The organism is Rhizobium sophorae (genome assembly GCF_013087515.1).
Lineage (GTDB): Bacteria > Pseudomonadota > Alphaproteobacteria > Rhizobiales > Rhizobiaceae > Rhizobium > Rhizobium sophorae.
The window spans coordinates 219,311-242,994 of the sequence record NZ_JABFCN010000048.1; the positions used below are offsets into that span (position 1 = coordinate 219,311).

Annotated in this window: 20 protein-coding genes and 1 riboswitch; of the genes, 11 read left to right on the forward strand and 9 right to left on the reverse strand. The window is 61.2% G+C overall.

Features of this window, described 5'->3' with window-relative positions; genetic code table 11:
- Window positions 1-226 precede the first annotated feature (226 nt).
- Together G9X64_RS26825 and G9X64_RS26830 are read right to left on the reverse strand one after the other, a co-directional pair.
- Window positions 227-1,963: a pilus assembly protein TadG-related protein gene (locus G9X64_RS26825; RefSeq protein WP_171377697.1), complete on the reverse strand. Its 1,737-nt coding sequence runs from the start codon at window positions 1,961-1,963 to the stop codon at window positions 227-229.
- Between the two features lies 1 nt (window position 1,964).
- Entirely contained in the window at window positions 1,965-2,387 is a 423-nt protein-coding gene (locus G9X64_RS26830; RefSeq protein ID WP_168313681.1) for a TadE/TadG family type IV pilus assembly protein, read from the reverse strand.
- 364 nt (window positions 2,388-2,751) lie between these two features.
- On the opposite strand from G9X64_RS26830, the gene G9X64_RS26835 reads away from it, so the two are divergent.
- Window positions 2,752-3,150, forward strand: a complete 399-nt coding sequence (locus tag G9X64_RS26835) for a GFA family protein (RefSeq protein ID WP_168310815.1) — start codon at window positions 2,752-2,754, stop codon at window positions 3,148-3,150.
- Window positions 3,151-3,240: 90 nt separating this feature from the next.
- Here G9X64_RS26835 and G9X64_RS26840 read toward each other — a convergent pair whose 3' ends face one another.
- Complete coding sequence (locus G9X64_RS26840; protein WP_171377698.1) at window positions 3,241-3,771, reverse strand: DUF1003 domain-containing protein; 531 nt, start codon at window positions 3,769-3,771, stop codon at window positions 3,241-3,243.
- A gap of 177 nt (window positions 3,772-3,948) precedes the next feature.
- Between G9X64_RS26840 and G9X64_RS26845 the strand changes: the two genes are divergently transcribed.
- Both G9X64_RS26845 and G9X64_RS26850 read left to right on the forward strand, forming a co-directional pair.
- On the forward strand, window positions 3,949-5,628 hold the full coding sequence (locus G9X64_RS26845) for an NAD+ synthase (protein ID WP_168311179.1): 1,680 nt from the start codon (window positions 3,949-3,951) through the stop codon (window positions 5,626-5,628).
- Window positions 5,629-5,672: 44 nt separating this feature from the next.
- The gene (locus G9X64_RS26850; protein WP_168311180.1) at window positions 5,673-6,500 is read left to right on the forward strand and encodes a TolB family protein; all 828 of its coding nucleotides are present in this window, start codon (window positions 5,673-5,675) and stop codon (window positions 6,498-6,500) included.
- Here the strand turns inward: G9X64_RS26850 and G9X64_RS26855 are convergent.
- The 4 genes from G9X64_RS26855 to G9X64_RS26870 all read right to left on the reverse strand — a co-directional run bounded on the left by G9X64_RS26855 (window position 6,497) and on the right by G9X64_RS26870 (window position 12,076).
- Window positions 6,497-7,561 (reverse strand): 3-deoxy-7-phosphoheptulonate synthase, encoded by a 1,065-nt coding sequence (locus G9X64_RS26855; RefSeq protein ID WP_171377699.1) that lies wholly within the window; start codon window positions 7,559-7,561, stop codon window positions 6,497-6,499. The two genes, G9X64_RS26850 and G9X64_RS26855, sit on opposite strands and share 4 nt — an antisense overlap.
- Before the next feature lie 327 nt (window positions 7,562-7,888).
- Window positions 7,889-8,470, reverse strand: coding sequence for a hypothetical protein (locus G9X64_RS26860; RefSeq protein ID WP_171377700.1), 582 nt, complete (start codon window positions 8,468-8,470; stop codon window positions 7,889-7,891).
- Between the two features lie 60 nt (window positions 8,471-8,530).
- Entirely contained in the window at window positions 8,531-10,405 is a 1,875-nt protein-coding gene (locus tag G9X64_RS26865) for a methyl-accepting chemotaxis protein (RefSeq protein WP_168311183.1), read from the reverse strand.
- Between the two features lie 267 nt (window positions 10,406-10,672).
- Complete coding sequence (locus tag G9X64_RS26870; protein ID WP_171377701.1) at window positions 10,673-12,076, reverse strand: MFS transporter; 1,404 nt, start codon at window positions 12,074-12,076, stop codon at window positions 10,673-10,675.
- A gap of 410 nt (window positions 12,077-12,486) precedes the next feature.
- Window positions 12,487-12,674: riboswitch (cobalamin riboswitch) on the forward strand.
- Window positions 12,675-12,716: 42 nt separating this feature from the next.
- On the opposite strand from G9X64_RS26870, the gene bluB reads away from it, so the two are divergent.
- Both bluB and G9X64_RS26880 read left to right on the forward strand, forming a co-directional pair.
- Window positions 12,717-13,403: a 5,6-dimethylbenzimidazole synthase gene (gene bluB / locus G9X64_RS26875; protein ID WP_171377702.1), complete on the forward strand. Its 687-nt coding sequence runs from the start codon at window positions 12,717-12,719 to the stop codon at window positions 13,401-13,403.
- A 149-nt stretch (window positions 13,404-13,552) separates the two neighbouring features.
- Window positions 13,553-14,299 carry an SDR family NAD(P)-dependent oxidoreductase gene (locus G9X64_RS26880; protein ID WP_171377703.1) on the forward strand — a complete coding sequence of 249 codons (747 nt, stop codon included), beginning with the start codon at window positions 13,553-13,555 and terminating at the stop codon, window positions 14,297-14,299.
- Between the two features lie 69 nt (window positions 14,300-14,368).
- On the opposite strand, the gene G9X64_RS26885 is transcribed toward G9X64_RS26880, so the two are convergent.
- Window positions 14,369-15,466, reverse strand: coding sequence for a DUF2865 domain-containing protein (locus tag G9X64_RS26885; RefSeq protein ID WP_168313676.1), 1,098 nt, complete (start codon window positions 15,464-15,466; stop codon window positions 14,369-14,371).
- A gap of 282 nt (window positions 15,467-15,748) precedes the next feature.
- Here G9X64_RS26885 and G9X64_RS26890 point away from each other — a divergent pair, with 282 nt between their 5' ends.
- The 4 genes from G9X64_RS26890 (at window position 15,749) to G9X64_RS26905 (ending at window position 18,484) form a co-directional block, all read left to right on the forward strand.
- The gene (locus tag G9X64_RS26890; RefSeq protein ID WP_168311187.1) at window positions 15,749-16,111 is read left to right on the forward strand and encodes a YciI family protein; all 363 of its coding nucleotides are present in this window, start codon (window positions 15,749-15,751) and stop codon (window positions 16,109-16,111) included.
- Window positions 16,108-17,346 (forward strand): RNA polymerase sigma factor, encoded by a 1,239-nt coding sequence (locus G9X64_RS26895; RefSeq protein ID WP_171377704.1) that lies wholly within the window; start codon window positions 16,108-16,110, stop codon window positions 17,344-17,346. The genes G9X64_RS26890 and G9X64_RS26895 overlap by 4 nt, the downstream gene beginning before the upstream one ends.
- A gap of 78 nt (window positions 17,347-17,424) precedes the next feature.
- The gene (locus G9X64_RS26900; RefSeq protein ID WP_171377705.1) at window positions 17,425-17,796 is read left to right on the forward strand and encodes a VOC family protein; all 372 of its coding nucleotides are present in this window, start codon (window positions 17,425-17,427) and stop codon (window positions 17,794-17,796) included.
- A gap of 157 nt (window positions 17,797-17,953) precedes the next feature.
- Window positions 17,954-18,484 (forward strand): ribonuclease H family protein, encoded by a 531-nt coding sequence (locus G9X64_RS26905; protein ID WP_171377706.1) that lies wholly within the window; start codon window positions 17,954-17,956, stop codon window positions 18,482-18,484.
- A 101-nt stretch (window positions 18,485-18,585) separates the two neighbouring features.
- Here G9X64_RS26905 and G9X64_RS26910 read toward each other — a convergent pair whose 3' ends face one another.
- A complete protein-coding gene (locus G9X64_RS26910; RefSeq protein ID WP_171377707.1) occupies window positions 18,586-20,898 on the reverse strand; it encodes an NADP-dependent malic enzyme in 2,313 nt (770 codons plus the stop codon).
- Window positions 20,899-21,242: 344 nt separating this feature from the next.
- Between G9X64_RS26910 and G9X64_RS26915 the strand changes: the two genes are divergently transcribed.
- Together G9X64_RS26915 and G9X64_RS26920 are read left to right on the forward strand one after the other, a co-directional pair.
- Window positions 21,243-21,854, forward strand: coding sequence for a GNAT family N-acetyltransferase (locus G9X64_RS26915; RefSeq protein ID WP_168311192.1), 612 nt, complete (start codon window positions 21,243-21,245; stop codon window positions 21,852-21,854).
- A gap of 381 nt (window positions 21,855-22,235) precedes the next feature.
- On the forward strand, window positions 22,236-23,675 hold the full coding sequence (locus tag G9X64_RS26920; RefSeq protein WP_171377708.1) for an FAD-binding oxidoreductase: 1,440 nt from the start codon (window positions 22,236-22,238) through the stop codon (window positions 23,673-23,675).
- Window positions 23,676-23,684: the final 9 nt, after the last annotated feature.

The window sequence follows — 23,684 nt, forward strand, 5'->3', positions numbered from 1 at the left end:
CTTTCTGTTCGGACAGGGTCGCTCTCATGTCAGTCTCCTGAGGTTGATTGAGAAATTCTAGGTGTTACAGCGTCCTTTGCGCGTCTGAAAAGACGTGCGGTGCTGTAAGTATCGCCGACAACTGCCGCCGATTCAATGCAGCGATGGGACGAGGTTGGCGGGTGTTGTCGACCGGCAACAGATTCCAGCTGCAATTTCGGACAAGGCTCGGGCGATGGAAGGGGTCTTATTGCACCAGCACCGATTGCTGGCAGCGTACGTCAGTGACGCGCACGTCGGCCTCGCCGATCTTGATACCGAGCAGGGTCAGGAGGTTGAAGAGCAGTTCGTCGAGTGGCTTGGTCAGGCCCGAGAGCGTATCGGCGACGGCACCCTGCACCACTGTTTTCGACAGGCCGACGCCGAGTCCGAGCACGCTCACCTGAAGCTCGGTTTCCTTCATCAGCGACTGCAAGGCCGAAGTCAGCGTATCTTTGGTCGAGACGTTCTTGATCGTCTTGGCGGCGATGTCGGTCGGCTGGAAGGTCAGCTTGCTTTTGCTGAGGTTGCTCAGGTTGACATGAGCCATGCCGGAGACGCTGAGTAGCAACGCATCGATCAGCGTGGCGCGGGTGACGCGCGGCGGGCTGTCGAAGTTGACGAAGGCTTTGGGATCGACGTCGCCGAGCGACAGTTCGGCGACGCCGGGTACCACGTCGACGCCAACGCCCGCGTTTTTGGCGCTGCCGCCGAGACAGGTGATGGCCGCGAGCCTGGCCTCGGCATGGGCGACCTCGAGGTAGAGGGGCACGCGTACCTTCAGCCCGGCGAGGGAATTGGCGCCGAGCACCGACACTTCGAGCGCCAGGCGCACCTGCGCGGTGCGGACGGTGGCGCCAACGGCGCCGATCCCGTTCGAAGCTGCCCCCTTCGGCATCTCTCCGATGGCAAGCGTCAGTTTGACCGTGGCAAGCCCGGGCACGGAGCCGTTGAGATTGGCGGCGACCTGCTTCTTCTGGTTGGCCGCAACGGCTGCCGCCGAAACGATATCCATGACGCTCGCCTCGGCTGAAAGCTGGGAGCCGCTGCCAATGACGCGTTCGCCGGTCGGGCCGAGGTCGAAGAGATCCTCGAGCTTGATCTTGACCTGCGTCGTGCCGAGCGCCTTTTCGATCGTGTTGAGCGCATTGGTGACGGTGGGCGTTAGTCCACCGGTCTTGCCGAGCGTCTTCAAGAGCCTGGGATAGGAGATGTCGGTTGCCAGCAGGTCGTCATAGGTGCCGGCGGTGAGGTTGAGATCGGTCGCCAGCATGTCGAGGAAGGGGAGCAGCTTGATATCGGCTGATGTTAGCGCCTCGTAGTCGGCCACCTTCAGCGAGATGCTCGTGCCGAGCAGGCTGCCGAGCAGCGTGTTCAGCACGCCGTCATTGAGGCTTGCCAGCCGTGAGCCGATCGAGAAGGCGGCAAGCTTCGAGGCCGAGGCTGTGCCGATTGCCCTGAGGTTGGGAGCGGTGGCAAAGGCAGTGGCGAATATCAGCTCCGCCTTCTGGGTGATGCCGACCTTGACGGCGTCGTAGGGTTGGGCGCCAGCGGCAAAGCGGCTGCCGAGCGGCACCGAGACATCGGCGAGATAGGTGCCGGGCGTGAAGTCGGCGACGGCGTCGAATTGCGTGACGTCCGCTGTCAGCGGCAGCGAGCCCTTCTTCGTCGCATACGCCGTGTCGGTGCGGACGGCGATGTTGAGGCCGTTCTGGTCGAAATTGGCGACGAGGTTATCGGCGGCGTGGTTGATGTCAGCGGCGGCGACGATGGCGCCGATATCGCTCAGCTGCTGCAGGCGCCGCTGCTGCAGCGTCATCATGCCGTAGTCAACGCCGAGACCGAGCGAATAGAGGATGAGGGGAGCTGAGAGCGCTGCCATGATGGCGATGTTGCCTGACGCATTGGTGGCGAGGTACCGCAGGCGGGCCTTGAAGGTACGCATCTCAAAGCCCTCCCATCCGGATGGTAGCGAAGCGTCGGATCATGTGGTCGGGCAGAGGAAAAGTGTAGAGGTTCCAGATCGGCAGGTTGTTGGCGTCGTACTCCGCCGTCACGGTGAACTGGTTGGCATTGCCGGGGTCGGTAGTAACGGTGACGTACAATTTACTCTTATCGAGCAGCGGATGGTCGATGGTCGACTGACTGATAAAATCATTGACCAGCTGCGATCGTTCCTGGCTGGTCATGCCAGCAACGGCGGTGCGCGCGGCATCGGCGGTCAGCTGTTGTACCGCGTGGGAAGCGCTCAGATAGATGCCGTAGGCGATCATCGTCAGGACCACCAGGAGGAAGAGCGGCGCGACGATGGCGAATTCGATTGCTGCGGCGCCGCGTTCGTTCGAAGGGAGACGTTGGAGAATTTTCATCTTTCACCTCTCATGCCGACCGGTCTTGATATCGATCAACGGTTGTGACCCTAGATCGTAAAGTATTAATTTTGCATTATCTAATAAACGTATTGGATGCATTAGAATGTTATCAAATTCATATTTTGGCCGAAAAAGCAAAATTTCCTGTGGGTTTCCTCTTTTGTTGCAACTATAGGTTTTCAACGGGTATTCGCAGTGGAGGTGCACGCAAAAGGAACCTCACCAGTCCCCTACTGAGCCTGTGTCTCGCTGTGATACGCACGGGCCTGCGCCTTCAGGATTCCTGATGACTCGTTCAGGGAAATGGATTTGACGACGGGGCGATCGGCTGCAACCTTGCCCGGGGAACAGGGGAGCGACCATGACCGAGCGACATACAGGCGGCTGCCTTTGCGGCGCTGTAAGATTTTCAAGTGCGGCAAAGCCCGGACCCGTCGTCGGCTGCCATTGCTCGCAATGCCGCCGGCAGACGGGGCTTTATTACGCTGCGGTTAACGTCGCCCGCGCGGCTCTTTCGTTGGAAGGTACCGAGGCGGTCCGTTGGTACCGGTCGAGCGAAGAGGCGCAACGCGGATTCTGCTCGAATTGCGGCTCCGCGCTGTTCTGGCAGGCCGATGGATCGGCGGAGATTTCGGTCATGGCGGGCGCCTTCGACACGCCGAGCGGCCTTGCCTTCGGCCATCATATCTACTGCGCCGACAAGGGCGATTTCTACGAGATATCGGACGGCTTGCCGCAATATGCGGTGAATCCGGCTTAAAGGGCGTCGCATCGATTCATGCGACGCCCTTTAAGTCTTTATCCGATGCATGTCGTTATCCCACCGCGGCACACTTTTGGGCGACATGCACTAGCCCTTGGCGGCGAGCGCGGCTGTGAGGCGGGTCACATCCTCGCGCAGGGCCGTCAGTTCGGTCAGCACGCTCATGTCGATCTTCTGGTGCAGCGAGAGCACTTCGAGCTCGGCCTTGAGATTGACTTCGTAATCCTTGGCGGCCTCGAAGCGGTCGCGCTCGGCCTGGCGGTTCTGCGACATCATGATGATCGGCGCCTGGATGGCGGCAAGCATCGACAGGATCAGGTTCAGGAAGACGAAGGGGTAGGGGTCGAAAGCGCCGGTCGCCAGGATGATGGTGTTGATCACAGTCCAGACGACGAGAAAGGCGAGGAAGGCGATGATGAAGGACCAGGAGCCACCGACGCGGGCGATGCCGTCGGCGATACGCTCGCCGAATGAGGCTTCGGCGGAGAAGGCGGCATTGACGTCGGTCGAGATGATCTTGCGCGCGTGCGCTTTTGCCAGCACGCGCTTCTCGATCGTGCCGAGCTCTTCGGCTGGCTTGTCGAAATGATGGTGCACGAAGTTCGAAAAGTTATTCATGGCTGTGTTTCCGATGCTGTCGCTTCCGGCGCAGTATTCCGCTCCGTCTGTAAATTGCAATGTGTATCGAGTCCCGCGGCGCTCTGGCGCACCCTTCATAAAAATTTGGTCACTGCCGGGTGGTGCTTTCGCAGCGAACATGTTGCCGTTGCGGAAGCTGCAGGCTAAATAAATGACATGACACAGGAAAACGCGCTCTCTGATATCTTCCGCATCGCCATCGGCCAGCTCAATCCAACTGTCGGCGACGTCGCAGCCAATCTCGCCAAAGCGCGTGAGGCGCGCGCTGACGCTGCCCGGGAGGGCGCGCATCTGCTCGTCTTGACCGAGCTTTTCATCTCCGGTTATCCGCCGGAGGACCTTGTACTGAAGCCCGCCTTCATCCGCGCCTGCTGGAAGGCGGTCGAGAATCTCGCGGCCGATACCGCCGATGGCGGACCGGGCGTCATCATCGGCTTTCCCCGGCAGGACGAGACCGGGCGCTACAATTCGGTCGCCGTGCTCGACGGCGGCAAGGTGATCGCGGTGCGCGACAAGATCGACCTGCCGAACTACGGCGAGTTCGACGAGAAGCGTGTCTTCGATCAGGGCGCCATGCCGGGGCCGGTGAATTTTCGTGGCGTGCGCATCGGCATTCCGATCTGCGAGGATATCTGGGGCGATCTCGGCGTCTGTGAGACGCTGGCCGAAAGCGGGGCTGAAATCCTGCTGTCGCCGAACGGTTCGCCCTATTATCGGGGCAAGGTCGATATCCGCCATCAGGTGGTGCTGAAGCAGGTGATCGAGACCGGGCTGCCGCTGATCTATGCCGCCCAGCTCGGCGGCCAGGACGAGCTGGTCTTCGACGGCGCGAGCTTCGCTTTCAATGCCGACAAGTCGCTCGCCTTCCAGATGAGCCAGTTCGAAACCGCGCTGGCGGTGACGACATGGAAGCGCGGCGACAGCGGTTGGCACTGCGCCGAAGGGCCCATGGCGCATATTCCCGAGCGCGAGGAGGCCGATTACCGCGCCTGCCTGCTCGGCTTTCGCGATTATGTCAACAAGAACGGCTTCAAGACCGTCGTGCTCGGCCTTTCCGGCGGCATCGACTCGGCGATCTGCGCGGCGATCGCCGTCGACGCACTTGGCGAGGAGCGGGTACGCACCGTCATGCTGCCTTACCGTTACACCTCCGAGGATTCGCTGAAGGATGCGGCCGATTGCGCCAAGGCGCTTGGCTGCCGCTATGACATCGTGCCGATCGAGCAGCCGGTGACGGGCTTCAGCAATGCGCTCTCCAGCCTTTTCGAGGGGACGGATAGCGGCATCACCGAAGAGAACTTGCAGAGTCGGGCGCGCGGCGTCATCCTGATGGCGATCTCCAACAAGTTCGGCTCGATGGTGGTGACGACGGGTAACAAGTCGGAAATGTCGGTCGGCTATGCCACGCTTTACGGCGACATGAACGGCGGCTTCAATCCGATCAAGGATCTCTACAAGATGCAGGTCTATGCGCTTTCCCGCTGGCGCAACGAAAATGTGCCGCCGGGGGCGTTGGGACCGTCAGGCGAGGTGATCCCGCGAAATATCATCGACAAGGCGCCATCGGCCGAACTGCGCCCGGACCAGAAGGACCAGGATTCACTGCCGCCCTATCCCGTGCTCGACGATATTCTCGAATGCCTGGTGGAAAAGGAGATGGCGGTCGAGGAGATCGTCGCACGCGGCCATGATGTTGCGACCGTCCACCGGGTCGAGCACCTGCTCTATCTCGCCGAATACAAGCGCCGGCAATCGGCGCCCGGCGTGAAGATCACCAAGAAGAATTTCGGCCGCGACCGGCGCTATCCGATCACCAACCGTTTCCGGGATCGCTGACGCAATTGAGATCGCTGACGGCATCAAGCTTTGCGGGAGGAAACATGCGCAGCTCGGTTGAGATATACAATGTCAGGACGGGCAGGGCGCGCGAAGTCTGGCAGACGGACAGGCTGGTCGAGGCGCCGAACTTCTCGCCCGACGGTTCCACCCTGCTCTTGAACGGCGACGGGCTGCTCTACAGATTGCCGCTCGATGGCGGCGAGGTGGTCAAGGTCGATACCGGCTTTGCCGTCAACTGCAACAATGATCACGGCATTTCGCCCGATGGCACTGAGATCGTCATTTCCGACAAGACCGAATTCGGCAAGTCGGCGATCTATATCCTGCCGATCGAAGGCGGCACGCCGCGGCTGATCACCCAGAACCTGCCATCCTACTGGCATGGCTGGTCGCCGGACGGGCGCCAGCTTGCCTATTGCGGCATCCGCGACGACCTCTTCGATATCTACACGATCTCCGTCGACGGCGGCACCGAGACGCGGCTGACGCATGGCGAGGGCCGCAATGACGGACCGGATTATTCCGCCGACGGACAGTGGATCTATTTCAATTCCAGCCGCACCGGGCTGATGCAGATCTGGCGCATCCATCCCGATGGCACGGGTCTCCACCAGGTGACATCGGACGATTACGGCAACTGGTTCGCCCATCCGTCGCCTTCGAATGACAAGGTGCTGATCCTGTCCTACGACCCTTCGGTGTTCGACCATCCGCGCGATCTCGACGTGCGGCTGCGGCTGATGGACATGGACGGCGGCAATCTGAAGACGCTGTTCGAGCTTTTCGGCGGGCAGGGCACGATCAACGTGCCCTGCTGGTCACCAGACGGCGAAGAATTCGCCTATGTCCGGTACTTTCCGGCGGGTTAGGCCGCCGCTGCCTTGCGACGATCGCGTGCCGATTTCGCGAGGTCTTCCAGCACGGCGACCGACATATCCCAGTCGATACAGCCATCGGTGATCGACTGGCCGTAGACCAGCGGCTTGCCTGGAACGAGGTCCTGGCGGCCGGCGACGAGGTTGCTTTCGATCATCATGCCCTTGATGTCGTTGTTGCCGGCGGCGATCTGCGCTGCGACGGATTTGACGACGCGCGGCTGGTTCAACGGATCCTTGCCGCTGTTGGCATGGCTGGCATCGATGAGGATGCGCGGGGCGACGCCGAGCTTGACGGCTTCGGCGGTGACAGCTTCGACGTCAGCCGCCTCATAGTTCGGCCGTTTGCCGCCGCGTAAGATGATGTGGCAGTCCTCATTGCCCGTCGTCGAGGCGATGGCCGCCTGGCCGTCCTTGGTGACCGCAGGGAAGTGATGCGGCTGCGAGGCGGCGAGGATCGCATCGAGGGCCACGCGCGCACCGCCGTCGGTGCCGTTTTTGAAGCCGATCGGGCAGGAGAGGCCGGAGGCAAGCTGCCGGTGGATCTGGCTTTCCGTCGTGCGGGCGCCGATCGCGCCCCAGCTGACGAGGTCGGCGAAGTATTGCGGGGTGATCGTGTCAAGGAATTCGACACCGGCCGGAAGGCCCATTGCATTGATATCGAGCAGCAGGCGTCGTGCAATCCTCAACCCTTCCTCGATGCGGTAGCTGCCGTCGAGGTGTGGGTCGTTGATCAGGCCCTTCCAGCCGACGGTCGTGCGGGGCTTTTCGAAGTAGACGCGCATGACGATCTCGAGATCGCCGGCAAAGCGCCGCCGCTGTTCCTCGAGCCGCGCGGCATATTCCCGGGCGGCAACCGGATCGTGGATGGAGCAGGGGCCGATCACGACAATCAAGCGATCGTCTTCGCCACGGAGAATCTTGTGGATCGCATCGCGGTTGCTGGTCACTGTCTCGGTGACGGCAGTATCGCGGTGAATTTCTGCGAGGATATCGGCGGGTTTGGTGAGGGGCGTGATCTCGAGGATACGTAGATCATCAATAGCATCAGACACGGTATGGCTCCTGTTTGGTCATACCGTGCGGAACAAAAAAGCCGCCAGGTAGACTAGCGGCTGTTCGGGTTGTCGTCGCGTCGAATTCAATTACGCATGGACCCGCGTCCGCTGAGAGCAGCGGTACCAATAAAATCGCGAGGCGTTGATTGACGTGTTCGACATGACGCTGATTTAGCGTCACGCCCGCGCATTGTCACGCAGATTTTTCTGCCTAAACCGGACGCTCCTGGGGACAGCAACTGCTCTTGCGCGAACTACACCCACCGGGGCAGGAAGCCCGTCGCACTCGATCTCACTCGTGCGACGTGCTCAGGGTCTTTGAGATCAGAGGGCGTCGACGTTCACGCCGACGGTGATGGCACCGATCGGTGTTCCCGTGTCGTCTGATATCGTCACGCTTGCCTGCGACTGGAGCGTCTGGGTCGATTCATCTTTTTCGATCTCATCGACGAAGACGGCATCCTTGCCGGCGCCGAAGGACTTCTGGAACTTGCCCTCGTCGCCCTGCCAGTAGTCTGAGGTGACGTCGCTTTGGCCGACATTCAGGCCCTTGGCATCCATGACGAAGATCTCAGTGATCTTGCCGCCGGAGGCCTCCTTCTTTGCCTGAAGGAATTTCGACAGCGCATTGTTGAGCACGCCGTCGATCATCGAATGGTCGGAACCATCGACTTCGGCGCGCCACTTCTTGTCGAGGGCGTCGATATCGGCCGCACTGAGATTGGCGTTGGCAGCGTCCTGCGCCTTGACGGCCTCGATGATGGCGGGGTCGTTCAACCAGGGCGTTACGTCGCTCTTCACGTAGTCGAAGATCGGGGCAAGCTTGGCATCCTGCGCCATGGATACGTCCATGGGCGCGGCAACTGCGGTGCAGGCCAAAAGAAATGCGGGCACGAGTTTCTTCATAACTGTTTCCTTCCTGATTATCGGTTGCTGAGAACTAAGGCTTATCGGACGAAGATGAGGTCAGAACTCCTCCCAGGCGCCGGGAGCAGCGGCAACGGCGGCATTTCCTGCATGCCGCTGCACGTAGGCTCTGGGTTCGGGACGAGATTGGCGGGCGACTTGAACGGGTTTGGTCTGGCTGGCTGCGGACGCGCCGACGACGAACCTGCCGGCCGAGTCCTGCAGAAGGCGTCCTTGCTGCAGCAGTTCCTGGCAGGCCGCGTTGGTTTCCTCGACCATTGCCGCGTTCTGCTGTGTCGCCTGATCCATCTGATTGATCGCGCCATTGATTTCCTGCAGACCCGTTGCCTGTTCGCGATAGGATTGAACAATGGAAGCGATACTGTCGCTGATGCGGTTGATCTGTTCCTCGATCTTCAGCAGGGCGTCGCCTGTTTCGTTCACTAGCCCGACGCCTGCGGCAACCTCTTGGCCGGACACATTGATCAGGTTCTTGATTTCCTTGGCCGCATTTGCCGACCGCTGGGCGAGTTCACGCACCTCCTGCGCGACAACCGCAAAACCCTTGCCGGCCTCACCGGCACGTGCCGCCTCGACGCCGGCATTCAGCGCCAGCAGGTTTGTCTGGAACGCGATTTCATCGATGACGCCGATAATGCGGCCGATCTGGCTCGACGAGGTCTGAATCCGGTCCATCGCCCCGATGGCATCACGCACCACCGTCGCCGAGACATGAGCGCTCCGCTTTGTCTCCTCGACCAGCTTCCCGGCATTTTCGGCGCGCTGCGACGATGTTCGGACCGTGGTGGTCACTTCATCCAGTGCGGCAGCGGTCTCTTCCAATGATGCCGCCTGTTGCTCGGTTCGCTTGGCGAGTTGATCTGCGGAGGAGGCCAGCTCGCTCGAGCCGCCTTCAACCGCCACGGAGGCGGCCTTGATCTCCGTCAGGGCGGCTGCGACGGCCTCGACCATGTTGTTGAAATCCTGCCGTAACTTATCGAACTCCGGACCGAGATCGGCCAGGTGTACGGAAAAGTCGCCTGCTGCGAGCTTTTCCAATGCATTTGCGAGAGCGGTCATGACCAGCCGCTGCGTGTTACTGGCTTCTTCCGTGAACAATGCATTGCGCGCCCGTTCGGCATCGAGCGAAGCGCTCTGCTCGGCAGCGGCTTGCTCTCGCTCGACCTTCGCAATAGCCTCGTGGCGGAAAACTTCCAAGGCACGCGCCAGAAAGCCGATCTCGTCGCCATTTTCCTTGTAGGTGACGGGAGAGGCCAGGTCGCCTTTCTGCAAGGCGCTGATCCGTTCGCTGATGATCCGGATCGGCCGGCCAACGAGGCTGCGCATGGCAAGAAGGAAGGCGATGACGGCCAAGGCGGTGATCACGGACTGCGTGAGCAGCGATACGAGAACCTTCTGCCTGACTTCAGCAGCGATTTTTTCGACGGACCAGTTCGTGACGATGTAGCCGGTCGCCTTGCCTGATTTATCCAGCGGGAGCGGCGCGATGATCGTGACCACGCCGGCGGCTATTCCACTATCGTCGATCGTCGTTTTCTCCGGCTTGGCACTGAGGCTCTTCGCCAGATCGGCCGGTGCGGGCAAACCGTTGATACCATCGCGTGTCCATGTGTCGACGGCGGCAGGTTCCGCGTTGAATGCGGCAAACTGCACAAGATCGAGCGAAGGGTCGTCGCGGTAGAGCGAATAAGCTTCACGGACCGCATTCGCCTTGCCCCACTTGACGCCGCCGGCGGCCAGCGAGGCAAACTGCTCCGCATCCTTGGACCAGTTGGCCTTGGCGCCATCGATCAATGCCCGGGTTTCGTACATCCACGTATAGGTGGCGAAAGCGGAAATGCCGCAGAGGTTGACGGCAACGATAATCGCCGCCAGCTTGGCTGTCAGAGGCATAGTTTTCAAAAATTGGAACATTCCGCGGCGGCCTAGAATTGCGGCTCAGTCGGACATGCCCGACCGGCGTCTCAATACGGGCATCCGCGCTGACGGTCACATCACGAGCCCTCATGCCCATGTCCGGATTGCCACCCAAAACGCGCAAACGCAGTGTGTATTTGATATGTGAATAAATCATAAAGTAGAATGGGATGTTGAGCACACGCGTGCCATTCGCCCTTGGTCCCGCCGGCGCCGAGCGTTGCGCACCGTTGTGGGAGTAGTGCTTCCAACGCGCCAGGGAGATCAGCTATTTTCCGCCACGGCCTCTTCGGGCTCGGCATGCCGGCGCTTGCGGCCGCGCGCCGTCAGTTCCGCGCCGGCATCATGCGGCAAGCGCAGGAAGGTTATGCAGGCCAGCGCCGAAATCGCCGAGACGCTGAAGAAGGCAATGTGGAAGTCCGAGACCAGCAGCCTGCCACCATGGAAGCTGCTGGAAATTTCAAGAATGCCGCCGGCGATCGCCACACCCATCGCCATGGAGATGCGCTGGGCAACGGCATTGATCGCGGTCGCCTGACTGCTGTCGGCATTGTCGACATCGCCGAAGGCCATGGCGTTGACGCCCGAGAAAGCCATGGAGCGAAACAGGCCGCCGATCAGCAGGCAGGCCATGATCAGGAACAGTGGCGTTTCGGCGGTGAAAAGGCCGTTGATGCCGAGGAAGATTGCTGCCAGCAAGGTGGTGAGCGAGATCACCGTGCGGAAGCCGAAGGCATTGAAGGTGCGCGAGGCGGCGAATTTCGAGCCCATGGAGCCGAGCGCGCTGACGAAGGTGACCGAGCCCGATTGCAGCGGCGTCAGGCCGAAGCCGAGCTGCAGCATCAATGGCATCAGGAACGGCAGGGCGCCAAGCCCCATGCGGAAATTCGAGGCACCGAGGATCGCTGCCCGGAACATCGGGTAACGGAACATCTTCGGATCGAGAAGCGGATAGGGCACGCGGCGGGCATGCAGGAGGTAGAAGAGGCCGGCAAGGATGCCGATCGTAACCGTGGCATAACCATAGATGACGGGCACGGCTGGCAGGCTGATCACCGACAGGCCGAAGACGAAGCCGGAGAAGCCGAGGCCGCACAGCAAGAAGCCCGGAAAGTCCATCGGTCGCGGACTGCGTGGCTCGACGGCCGGCAGGAAACGCGTGACGAGGATGATGCCGAGCACGCCGATCGGGACGTTGATCCAGAAAATCCAGTGCCAGGTGAGATAGGTGGTGAGGAAACCGCCGATCGGCGGACCCATGATCGGGCCGATCAAAGCGGGAATGGTGAGCCAGGCCATGGCATCGACGAGTTCGTGGCGTGGCGTTCCCCGAACCAGCAGCAGGCGGCTGACCGGTGTCATCATCGAGCCGCCGGCGCCCTGGATCAGGCGCGAGATGACGAAGGCCGTGATCGAGTTGGAAAAGGCGCAAGCGATCGAACCGATCATGAAAACGAAGATCGCCATGCGAAAGATGTTGCGCGCACCGAAGCGATCGGACATCCAGCCGCTAATCGGGATGAAGATCGCCAGCGCCACGAGATAACTGGTGACGGCGAGCTTCAGCGCGATCGGCGAGGTGCCGATATCGGCGGCGATTGCCGGCAGGCTGGTGGCGATCACGGTCGAATCCATCTGTTCCATGAACAGGGCGACCGCAAGGATCATGGGTGTGAGGCGGGGCACGGGCAACCGGGATGCTGCGATGGACTGGCTCAGTCCATACGCCTTCGGCGGGGACAAGGCCATAGAAACTATCGATGAAGGGCTTTGCCACGCCGCTTCAAACCGACGCGGGTGGGCTTGTTCCCTTAAGACCAGACAGCAGCAGCGCTGTCATGTTAGCCACATGCACCAATGCCCAAGAGAGCCTCCTCCTGAGGTGCGCAGCCAAAGGCCGGAGCCTCGAAGGGCGAGGCGGGTGCACCGGCGCGGACGCGAAATGATGAATGACGAAAGAAGCGGCGCTGCGGCGTGTCCTTCGAGGCTCCTACGGGGCAAGGATGGAATCGTGGAGGATGCCGCGCCGTCCTCTCAACCGCCTGTCGGCTCGCGGCTTGCCGCCGCAGCACTTTCCTGAAATAGATGCGCCGTCAGGTGCCCGCCGGTAAGGCGGGAGAATCGGGAATCCGGTGCAAGGCCGGAACGTGCCCAACGCTGTAAGGCCGACGCTTTCCGCATCATCATGCCACTGGCTTTTTGCCGGGAAGGCTGCGGTAGACGGATGACGCCGAGTCAGAAGACCGGCCTGGCAAGATGGACCGATCCGCGCGGACGGCGGGGCGGTCGCGTTGTTTGGGATTTGACGATGCGACCCTTTGATGAGGATGCCCTTTCGGCGGCGTCCGGTTTTTCCTTGGCCGAACGCGAGGCCGTCTATCACGCGATCATGACGCGGCGCGACGTTCGCGGCCAGTTTCGAGCCGACCCCTTGCCGGATGGCGTTGTGCAGCGGCTGCTGATGGCCGCCCATCACGCGCCCTCCGTCGGCTTCATGCAGCCGTGGAATTTCATTCTGGTGAAAAGTGCCGCTGTGCGGGCGCGTGTCCGGGACGCCTTTGCGAGCGCCAACGACGAGGCGGCGCTGATGTTTGCCGGCGAGCGGCAGCAGGCTTACCGCGCCCTCAAGCTCGAAGGCATTGTGGAGGCGCCGCTCGGCATATGCGTGACCTGCGATCCTACCCGCAGCGGCAGCGTAGTGCTGGGGCGCACGCACAATCCCAAGATGGATAGCTATTCCACAGTCTGCGCCATCCAGAATCTCTGGCTTGCGGCGCGGGCGGAAGGGGTTGGCATCGGCTGGGTCAGCATTTTTCGCGAAGGCGATCTGAAGAGCATTCTCGGCATACCCCAGCATATCGAAGTGGTGGCCTGGCTCTGTGCCGGTTTCGTCGATCGGCTCTATGACGAGCCTGAACTCTCCGTCAAAGGCTGGCGGCAGCGGCTGCCGCTTGACGAACTCGTCTTCCATGATGGATGGGGACTGTACACCTAAAGCGCGTCGCGATCTTTCGATGCCGGTATCGCCGACGCCGTGCGAGGCCGAGATATCTTTATTCCTGACCTTCATATCGATACGCTGAAGGCGAAATCCCGGAATTAGATATTCGGCTATCGGCGGCTCAATCGGAGGATAACGGCCCAATGAACATGATCGACTTGAAGGAGCGGATCATCGTGATCACAGGCGGTGCGCGCGGCATCGGCTATGCTATCGCAGAGCGCGTCATCCAGTCTGGTGGCAAGGTGGCCATCTGGGACCTCAACGAAAACATGGCGAAGGACAGCGCTTTCGCTCTCGGATCTGGCACGGTCGCTTTCGGCGTCAACGTCGCAGATCCCGTATCAGTAAAAAACGCGGCGGCGACGACCGAAGAGATTTTTGGCCGTATCGACGGGCTCGTCAATTCCGCCGGGATTACCGGTCCGGTAAAGCCCGCGATCGAATACGATGTCAGCGAGTGGAAAGACGTCGTCGATGTCTGCCTCACGGGAACCTTCAATTGTTGCCGGCACATCGTTCCGGTCATGTTAAAGCGCGACTACGGGCGGATCGTGAACATCTCGTCGGTTGCGGGCAAGGAAGGAAATCCGAACATCGCCGCCTATAGCGCAGCAAAAGCTGGTGTGCTGGGCTTCACCAAGTCTCTTGGCAAGGAACTCGCAAAGACAGGGGTCGCCGTGAACGCGGTCACGCCGACCACAGCAAAGACAGCTATATTGGACGGGCTGACACCCGAATTTATCGAATATATGCGCGTCCGCATTCCGCGCGACCGTTTTGTTGAACTTCATGAGATCGCGTCGATGGTCGTCTGGCTGCTCTCGGAAGAGAACTCCTTCACGACCGCATCGACATTCGACCTGAGCGGCGGTCGTACGACCTACTGACGATGCTAAAGCTGTCCGCATTCACATCCCGCCGCACGTTCGCGCGACATCGCCGTTCCAAGTGCGGAATCACTGCTGCTGTTGCGGCTGAGGCCCGGGGGCGGCGGGGTTGGCGAGGTCGATCGAGCCCTGATCGCCGGCCAGAAACTGCGGACCGACCTGACGGACGCGGTTCTGCGTCGGATCATAGGGGCGCTCGGGAACGGATGGTTGCGGCGCGGCGGCTGCGGCATCCTTCGCCGGAGGGGTGGTGCGGATGGTGGTGATCGAGCCCTGCTGCGGCGGTTCGCTCATCGCCTGCTTACCGCGCATCTCCTCGTAATAGGCGTTGAGATTGCAGGCGCAGGAGGACTTTTCTCCGGGCGTGCGGTTCTTGTAGGCAAAGGCGTTCTTCATGGCGCTGTAGGGCGTGCCCGTTGCGACCGAGATCATGTTCGAGGCTTCGGTGCTCGTCACGTCGCGATAGAACAATTCGGTCTCGATGCCCGGGCACATCTTGGCACAAGTCTGGGCGTCGCGGCCGAAATCGACCGACGTGGCGTTCGAGCTGATCGGGAAGAAGCCGCCGTCGCAGCTGCGCACGCACATGGTGCTGACCGGCGAGAGCATCTCGGCCCGAGGCAGGCCGTAACGCGGGTCGACCTCTTCACCGCCGCCGAGCGGAATGAAGGTATCGGTGCGCATCGCCTGTTCCTCGACGCTCGGGGCGGGATCGTTGGCGCTGCGCTCGGACGGGGCATAGAAATTGTCGCTGTTGCAGCCGTTGCGCTCGAGGGCGGCGGTCAGCTCGCGGCGCGCGTCGTCACCGCCATCGGTCTGGTTGCGCAGCTCGTTACGGCGATCCTGGAGATAGCGGATGTTGTCGATCATCCGGGCTTCGGCTTGCGAGAGCTCGGCGCAATAATCGGCATTCTCTCCGCCGATCACAACCATGCTGCCCGAGGTGCAGCCGAAACTGCGCAGATCGTTGCGGACCTTGCGCAGTTCGAGGTTCTGCTCGGCCATGGCGTTGGCATATTGGCGCGCTTCCGGCCCGTTGTTGTTGCCGATCGATCGCGGCAAATCGGCAAGACGGCCTCGCAGATCGTTGCAGATAGCGCTGGTCTGCGCGGCAGCTGGTGCTGCCAGCGCAAGAAGGAGCGCGAGAGACAGGTTTCGGCGTTTCACGGCGTCGTCCCGGTATGAGAAATAATCAATCGGTCAAAGGCGACGTCCATTCGCCGCCCGTTTCCTCTTAGCGTGTTTCTCTTAAGAAGCTGGGATAAATTCCTAGCGCATTTTCGCGATTTTATCCAGCAGATGCGGCAATCTTCCTTTGGGGAAGGTCCGGGGTAGCTTTGCGCTGGAAGCGGACACAGCAACCGTCAATGGCAGTTCCCTTCTTCATCCGAATTGTTATTCTCTCCGCTCGCTCCTGCGGGAAATTGGCTTTCACTGGGATAGTACACAATGCGCTACATGCTCATGTTGCACGCCGACGAAGCTGCCGGGAAGGCCGTAGCACCCGAGGACATGGCACGCTTCCTCGGCCAGATGTATGCCTATCAACAAGCGCTTGAGAAAGCGGCAGCATTCGTCTCCAGCTCTGCGCTCGTCAGTTCCTCCGAGGCGAGTATCGTTCGCGTTCAAGGAAATGAGGTCAGTGTTCTGGACGGCCCTTATGCCGATGTTCGCGAACAGTTCGGCGGTTACTTTATCATTGACGTCGCCGGTATAGACGAAGCCAACAAATGGGCGGCACGCTGTCCTGCCGCGACCTGGGGGACGGTCGAGGTTCGCCGTATCAGGGATGCGTCGGAATATGCAGGATGACGGATTCGGGTTCCGCCCTTGCCCGATCCGTTGCAGAGCGGGTGGCGCGCGAGAGCTATGGCCGCCTCGTTGCTTATCTCGGCGGGCGCTTGGGTGACCTCGCGTCTGCCGAGGATGCGCTCGCGGCGGCTTTCCTCGCGGCTCTCGAGAAATGGCCTGTCGATGGCGTGCCTGACAACCCCGATGCCTGGCTGTTGACCATCGCGCGCAGGCGCAGGCTCGACGACTGGCGCAAGGACAAAGTCAGGGGGAGGAGCGCCGATCATCTCGCTCTCATCACCGAGGAACTGTCGGCGGCGGCGGATCGGGCTGAAGAAATCGCGGACCGGCGACTGGCGCTCATGTTTGCCTGCGCACATCCCGACATCAATGTCTCGGTGCGAACGCCGCTCATCCTTCAGACCGTGCTGGGCCTGACCGCAGCAGATATCGCCGCGCGGTTCCTTGTCTCTCCGAAGGCCATGGGGCAGAGGCTTGTGAGAGCCAAGGCGAGGATCAAGGATGAGAAAATTCCGTTCCTCGTGCCGGAAAAAGAGGAACTGTCGAACCGCTTGCCGCCGGTCCTTGCTGCCATCTACGCCGCCTATACGAATGGGTGGATGGACATTGACGGGGCGGAAACGCTTGGACAAGAGGCAATCTGGCTTGCACGCGTGGTCGTATCCCTGCTTCCGCAAGAGCCGGAGCCGAAGGGTCTTCTCGCCCTGATGCTTTATGCGGAGGCGCGGAGATCATCCCGCAGGGCCCCTGATGGTGCATTCGTGCCGCTGGACAGCCAGGATGTCGGACTTTGGGATCATGAGCAATTGCGCATCGCAGAAGGTCTCTTGCGAGAGGCAAACGCAAACGGGCCGACTGGCCGCTACCAGATCGAGGCGGCCATTCAATCCGCTCATGTCGCGCGCCGTTTGAGCGGCATCTCAAACTGGCAAGCTGTGGTTTCCCTCTATGATGTGCTGGGCAAGATTGCTCCGTCGCCGGTCGTGACACTCAATCGGTCCGTGGCGCTCATGCGGATAGGCCAGGCAGATGCGGCATTTGGCGACATATATGCGCTTGCCGGCGATCCGAGGATGGCCGACTACCTGCCCTATTGGGCGGCCTGCGCGCGGATTTGCGCCGATCTAGAGAACCATGTTGAAGCGGCAGAGGCTTTCACGGTCGCCATCGGATTGTGTTGGTCGGAGGCAGAACGACGCCACCTTGAAGAACAGCGCTCAAAAGTTTTGTGTTGACCGCGAAGTTTTCTCACGGCGCCTGTCGAAATCAAGAACTCCTGCACGACATCCGTCTGTCCAACCAAGGAGTACGACATGACCAACACTTCAATAACCGTACAGAGCATCTTTGCTTCCGCCACAGTTTCCAACTTTGAAGAGGCACTCGTCTGGTATGAAAAGCTCATGGGACGCCCCGCAGATGACAAACCGATACCGGGCATGGCTCAGTGGCGTAAAATGGGCGGGGCCGGCCTGCAGGTCTGGAAGGATGACGAACGCGCCGGCAACGGGATGATAACGATCGTCGTCCGCGCGCTCGAGGCCGAGTGCGAAAGGCTTTCGCGCCTGGGCTTGCAACTCGTCAACAAAGTGGAAGGTGACTTTGGGGTCGTGGCTCAGATATTTGATGCGGAGGGCAACCGGATCAACCTGGCCGAGCCTCCCAAGGGATCTGTGAAGAACTGATTTCGCAGTCGCCGCTTCCAGACAATTAAGTCTTCGGCCCAGAGCAATGGCTGCTTTGGGCCGAGAGCAAAGGCTGGTGATGATTGAATAGCAAGAAGCGGCTGGCGCGGATCGCCCTGGCCGGCGCGGCGGCGAGCGAAGGCGACAAGGGCGGAGAATGACAAGCATTTCCAACGAACTTCACCTTCCTGCGACGACATTCGGCATGCCGGCAGCCCAACACGGTCTCCATGTCTTCGTGGACGGTTGTTATGACCCGGTTTCCGGGCACGGGGGCTGGGCTTTTGTTGCTTATCGCGATGTCGTGGAAATTACCTCCGGCTTCGGTGGCGTCGGCGATTCCGCCAATAATTCGATGGAATTGACCGCCGTCCTGAAGGCAGCGATATGGATCAACAGCGAGGCGGGCGAAGCCGCGACCATCTGGTCGGATTCGGTCTACGCCGTCACAGGCTGCAACATCAGGCGACACATCTGGAAGAACAATGGCTGGAAGAAAAGCAATCCGAACGGGAAGGCTCGAAGCCGAATGATCGCCAATGCTGAACTCTGGAAAGCAGTCGATCTTCAGCTATCCCAGAATCAGTTGGTGACTATCGCCTGGTGCAAGGGACATTCCGGCATTGCCGGCAACGAACGCTCGGATAAGCTTGCGGATAGAGGACGTCTGTCGTTAGGGGGCGGATGACTCGGCGTATCCTCGACCTTTGCCGAGCATCCGCTGCAGCTGACGCCGATGCTCGGGACAAGCCCGAGCATCGCGAAAGAGATTTGTCGGCCTGAACCGGCTCATGCCGGTTGCGATGCCTCGACGACGGCGAGTGCCGCCATATTGACGACGCCGCGGGAAGTGACCGAGGGGGCGAGGATATGGGCGGGTAGCGCCGTGCCGAGCAGGATCGGTCCGACATGCAGGCCGTCGGTCATCGACTTCACCACACCGAGGGTGATGTTGGCGGCATCGAGGTTCGGGAAGACCAGGAGGTTCGCCTCATCGTGCAGCGTCGTGTCCGGCATGACGCGCTTGCGCAGCGCTTCGGTGATGGCGCTTTCGCCATGCATCTCGCCGTCGACCTCGAGCTCGGGCGCGGCTTCGCGCACGAGCTGCAGGGCGTTGCGCATCTTCGTGGCGCTTTCGGATTCACGCGAGCCGAAATTGGAATGCGAGACCAGGGCGGCGCGCGGGGTAATGCCGAAACGGCGAATTTCCTCGGCCGCCAGCACCGTCGCCTCGGCGACCTCCTCGGCGTTCGGATTGAAGGTGACGTAGGTGTCGGTGAAGAAAGTGGCGCCGCGCTGTGAGATCATCAGGCTGAGGGCTGAGAAATCCCGAACATCCTTGCGCTTGCCGATGATCTGGCGGACGTCGCGCAGATGCTTCTCGTAGCGGCCTTCGAGGCCGCAGATCAGCGCATCGGCCTCGCCGCGCCTCAGCGCCAGCGCGCCGATGACGGTGGTATTGGTGCGCACGATCGTGCGGGCCGCTTCCGGGATGACGCCGCGCCGGCCGACGAGGGAGAAATAAAGATCGACATATTCGCGGAAACGCGGATCGTCTTCCGGATTGATGACTTCGAAATCCTGCAGCGGCCGGATGCGCAGGCCGTAGCGCTTCAGGCGCGTCTCGATGACTTGCGGGCGGCCGATCAGGATCGGTTCGGCAAGGCCTTCTTCGAGCAGCACCTGAGCAGCGCGCAGCACGCGCTCGTCCTCGCCTTCGGAGAAGATGACGCGCTTGCGCTCTGCGGCCTTGGCTGCTGTGAAGATCGGCTTCATGACGAAGCCGGAGCGGAAGACGAAGCGGTTCAGCTGGTCGAGATAGGCGTCGAAATCCTGGATCGGGCGACGCGCCACGCCGCTCTGTTCGGCAGCCTTAGCGACTGCAGGTGCGATGCGCAGGATCAGGCGCGGATCGAAGGGCGAGGGGATGAGATAGTCAGGGCCGAAGACCGGAGTCTCACCGGAATAGGCACGCGCGGCGACGTCGGACGGTTCTTCGCGGGCAAGGGCAGCGATGGCGCGCACGGCCGCCATCTTCATTTCCTCGTTGATCGTCTCGGCGCCGCAATCGAGCGCCCCACGGAAGATATAGGGGAAGCAGAGGACGTTGTTGACCTGGTTGGCGAAATCCGAGCGGCCGGTGCAGATCATCGCGTCGGGGCGGGCGGCACGGGCGAGATCCGGCATGATCTCCGGCGTCGGATTGGCGAGCGCCATGATCAGCGGCTTGTCGGCCATCTGCGCCAGCAGCTCCGGCTTCAGCACGCCGGCGGCGGAAAGGCCGAGGAAGACGTCGGCGCCACCGATATTTTCGGCGAGCGTGCGCGTCTCGCTCTTCTGGGCGTAGATGGATTTCCACTCGTCCATCAGCTCGATGCGGCCCTCATAGACGAGGCCTTCGAGATCGTGGACCCAGATGTTTTCGCGTTTTGCCCCGAGAATGACAAGCAGGTTGAGGCAGGCTAGGGCGGCAGCACCGGCTCCGGACGCGACGATCTTGATGTCGGCGATGTTCTTGCCGGCGAGCTCCAGCCCGTTCAGGATCGCGGCGGCGACGATGATCGCCGTGCCGTGCTGGTCGTCGTGGAAGACGGGGATCTTCATCTTTTCGCGCAGGCGCCGCTCGACGTCGAAACATTCCGGCGCCTTGATGTCTTCGAGGTTGATGCCGCCGAAGGTCGGCTCCAGCGAAGCGATGGTCGAGACCATCTGGTCCACGGCTGCCGCGTCGATCTCGATATCGAAGACGTCGATGCCGGCGAATTTCTTGAAGAGCACGGCCTTGCCCTCCATGACCGGCTTGGAGGCGAGAGGGCCGATATTGCCGAGGCCGAGCACGGCGGTGCCGTTGGAGATGACGGCGACGAGATTGGCGCGCGAGGTATATTCTGCCGCCATTTCGGGATTGTCGCGGATGGCAAGACAAGGGGCGGCAACGCCGGGCGAATAGGCCAGCGCCAGGTCGCGCTGGTTGCCGAGCGGCTTTGTCGCCTGGATCTCAAGCTTGCCGGGGCGGGGGTAGCGGTGGAAGAAAAGCGCCTGTTCGTCGAGATCGCCGCTCGTCAGGTTCTTTTCCGTCTTGGATTTTTCCAGATGATCCACTGCCGCCTCCGTGCACGTCTTTTTTGAACTTTCTCCATACATCAATCGGATAACGGGGACAGTATGGAAATGCGGAGTGGGGAAAGTTTTCGTGAAAGGGCGGGGCGGCGTGCTGTGGGGCCACCCCCTTCTGCCCTGCAGACATCTCCCCGCACGGCGGGATCGGCAAGAGATTGGATCTTCGGTTCCTGTTTGGCGGTGCAATCGCGGTATTGGCAGCAAATGCCACCAACGGCAGTTCATGGCCCCAAACGGAAGTTCGGCCGAATTGACTCCTTCTAACTGCGTCAATACAATCTCTTTCGCCGAGTTTTGAGAGCCAGCGGTCAAGCAGGGGCGACGTTGTGAAACTGGTCATTGGTCGGCTGCCACTCACCAGAGTGAAAGAGGCAGTTGCCCTGCTGACGCGGGCATTCATGCCCGACCCGATCTTCTCGTATTACTTTCCTGATGCCAACCGGCGCGCCGAGGTGTTCCGAGCCTTCTTTAACGATGTGGTGCGCACGCACATCAGGTTTGGGCACGTCTATGCGGCCATGATGGATGAGAAGATTGTGGCGGCGGCGGTCTGGCGGCCACCAGACGCTGGACAGTCGACCGCCAGGGACCTCAGGCGCCAAACGCTGACTGAAAACCGGGTACGTGCGATCGACCCAAAAGCTGCGGTCGCCCTATTCGAAGGCTTCGCTGGGCTCGAATCCGGGCACCCCTCCGAGCCGCATTGGTATCTTTTCTTCATCGGTGTTGAGCCTGAGATGCAAGATAGCGGCATTGGATCTCGCCTGCTTGCCCCGGTATTGGAGAACGCCGACCGGTCGCGCGCGCCATGCTATTTGGAAACACCCTTTCCGCGAACCCACGACTTCTATCGTCGGCTTGGCTTCGTAATCGACGTGGAGGGGCATCCGTTTGCGGGGGCGCCCACGCTCTGGGCAATGACTCGGGCACCGAAATGAGTCAAAACTGATGTATTAGGGCCAAATCTACTTGTTCAAGCGCTGGTCCGCTTCTGGCGCGAAGCAGTCGCCGAGCGCGGCCAGCGGTCGATGGTATCTGCTACCTAATTCCGCAAGATCGTCACGCCTCTCATTGTTTGGGAAGCCAGCCCGCACATTTGGATCTCCCTTTTGTGGGAGATGCCCGGCAAGGCAGCGGGGTAACCTACGGCATGACCAATTCGGTCTTGATGCCTGGCTGCCGCCATTCTCTCGATCTTTTTGTCCAAACGCCAGAGCCGCCGCGGCCAGCTAATCCTTTTGGGTAAACTTGTCCGACGACCTCAACGGGCGCAGGATGCCGCCGCGACGGTGCGGGGCGCCGGTCGCATGGAGGAAATCATGGACAATTTGAACCTGACGACCCTGCAAAGGGGTCAGACGATGGTCAATGACGTGGCCATCGATGCCTTTGCCGCCGGATTTCGCGGCAGTCTCCTGACCAGCAAGGATATGGATTACAACGAGGCGCGGACGATCTGGAATGCGATGATCGACCGCCGGCCCGGGCTTATTGCGCGCTGTGCCGGTGCCGCCGATGTCGTGCGGGCGGTGCGGTTTGCCCGCGACAACAATCTGCTCGTTTCAGTGCGCGGCGGCGGGCACGGCATTGCCGGCAATGCCGTCTGCGAGGGTGGTGTGGTCATCGACCTGTCGGCGATGAAATCGGTGCGAGTCGATCCGCAAACGCGGCGCGCCAGGATCGAGCCGGGCTCCACGCTTGCCGATGTCGACAAGGAAACGCTGGCCTTCGGGCTGGTGCTGCCGACCGGCATCAATTCCACCACCGGCATCGCCGGACTGACGCTCGGCGGCGGCTTCGGCTGGCTCACACGCAAATTCGGGCTGACGCTCGATAATCTGCTTTCAGTGGACGTGGTGACGGCCGATGGTGAGTTTGTCAAGGCGAGCGAGACGGAAAAGCCGGACCTCTTCTGGGCGTTGCGCGGCGGCGGCGGCAATTTCGGTGTCGTCACATCCTTTGAATTTAAACTCAACCCGCTCAATCCGGAGGTGCTCGCCGGGCTGGTCGTGCATCCCTTCGCCGATGCGGAGAAGGTGCTGAGGGAATATCGGCAGGCGCTGGACGCGGCACCCGATGAGCTGACCTGCTGGGTGGTGATGCGCCAGGCGCCGCCGCTGCCGTTCCTTCCGGCCGAATGGCACGGCAAGGAGATCGTCGTGCTCGCCATGTGCTATTGCGGAGACATCGCTGCGGGCGAAAAGGCGGCGGCCAGATTGCGCACCATCGGAAATCCGATTGCCGACGTCGTTGGCCCGGTGCCGTTTACCGGCTGGCAGCAGGCATTCGACCCGCTGCTCACGCCCGGTGCACGCAATTACTGGAAGAGCCAGGATTTCGCCTCGCTCTCGGATGCGGCGATCGATGTGCTGCTCAAGGCCGTGCGCAAGCTGCCCGGACCGGAATGCGAGATCTTCATCGGCCATGTCGGCGGTGCTGCCGGGCGTGTGCCCATCGAGGCCACCGCATTTCCGCAACGCAGCTCGCATTTCGTCATGAATGTGCATGCGCGCTGGCGGGAGGCCGGGATGGACGGAAGCTGCATCGGCTGGGCGCGGGAGCTCTTCGAGGCTACCAAGCCGCATTCTGTCGGCACCGCCTACATCAACTTCATGCCCGAAGACGAAGGCGATCGCGTCGAGACCGCCTACGGCGCCAACTACGCTCGCCTTGCCGAGATCAAGCGGCGCTACGATCCGAACAATCTGTTCCGGATGAACCAGAATGTTAAACCGACGGCGGCAGTACGCGCTGCCTAGCCCCGACGA

Excerpts from the sequence above, each read along its gene's own strand:
- G9X64_RS26825 (WP_171377697.1), bottom strand. The coding sequence starts at position 1,963 with ATGCGTACCTTCAAGGCCCGCCTGCGGTACCTCGCCACCAATGCGTCA.
- G9X64_RS26845 (WP_168311179.1), top strand. The coding sequence starts at position 3,949 with ATGACACAGGAAAACGCGCTCTCTGATATCTTCCGCATCGCCATCGGC.
- G9X64_RS26830 (WP_168313681.1), bottom strand. The coding sequence starts at position 2,387 with ATGAAAATTCTCCAACGTCTCCCTTCGAACGAACGCGGCGCCGCAGCA.
- G9X64_RS26880 (WP_171377703.1), top strand. The coding sequence starts at position 13,553 with ATGAACATGATCGACTTGAAGGAGCGGATCATCGTGATCACAGGCGGT.
- G9X64_RS26860 (WP_171377700.1), bottom strand. The coding sequence starts at position 8,470 with ATGAAGAAACTCGTGCCCGCATTTCTTTTGGCCTGCACCGCAGTTGCC.
- G9X64_RS26870 (WP_171377701.1), bottom strand. The coding sequence starts at position 12,076 with ATGATCCTTGCGGTCGCCCTGTTCATGGAACAGATGGATTCGACCGTG.
- G9X64_RS26895 (WP_171377704.1), top strand. The coding sequence starts at position 16,108 with ATGACGGATTCGGGTTCCGCCCTTGCCCGATCCGTTGCAGAGCGGGTG.
- G9X64_RS26865 (WP_168311183.1), bottom strand. The coding sequence starts at position 10,405 with ATGTTCCAATTTTTGAAAACTATGCCTCTGACAGCCAAGCTGGCGGCG.
- G9X64_RS26920 (WP_171377708.1), top strand. The coding sequence starts at position 22,236 with ATGGACAATTTGAACCTGACGACCCTGCAAAGGGGTCAGACGATGGTC.
- G9X64_RS26890 (WP_168311187.1), top strand. The coding sequence starts at position 15,749 with ATGCGCTACATGCTCATGTTGCACGCCGACGAAGCTGCCGGGAAGGCC.
- G9X64_RS26850 (WP_168311180.1), top strand. The coding sequence starts at position 5,673 with ATGCGCAGCTCGGTTGAGATATACAATGTCAGGACGGGCAGGGCGCGC.
- G9X64_RS26835 (WP_168310815.1), top strand. The coding sequence starts at position 2,752 with ATGACCGAGCGACATACAGGCGGCTGCCTTTGCGGCGCTGTAAGATTT.
- G9X64_RS26900 (WP_171377705.1), top strand. The coding sequence starts at position 17,425 with ATGACCAACACTTCAATAACCGTACAGAGCATCTTTGCTTCCGCCACA.
- G9X64_RS26840 (WP_171377698.1), bottom strand. The coding sequence starts at position 3,771 with ATGAATAACTTTTCGAACTTCGTGCACCATCATTTCGACAAGCCAGCC.
- G9X64_RS26905 (WP_171377706.1), top strand. The coding sequence starts at position 17,954 with ATGACAAGCATTTCCAACGAACTTCACCTTCCTGCGACGACATTCGGC.
- bluB (WP_171377702.1), top strand. The coding sequence starts at position 12,717 with ATGCGACCCTTTGATGAGGATGCCCTTTCGGCGGCGTCCGGTTTTTCC.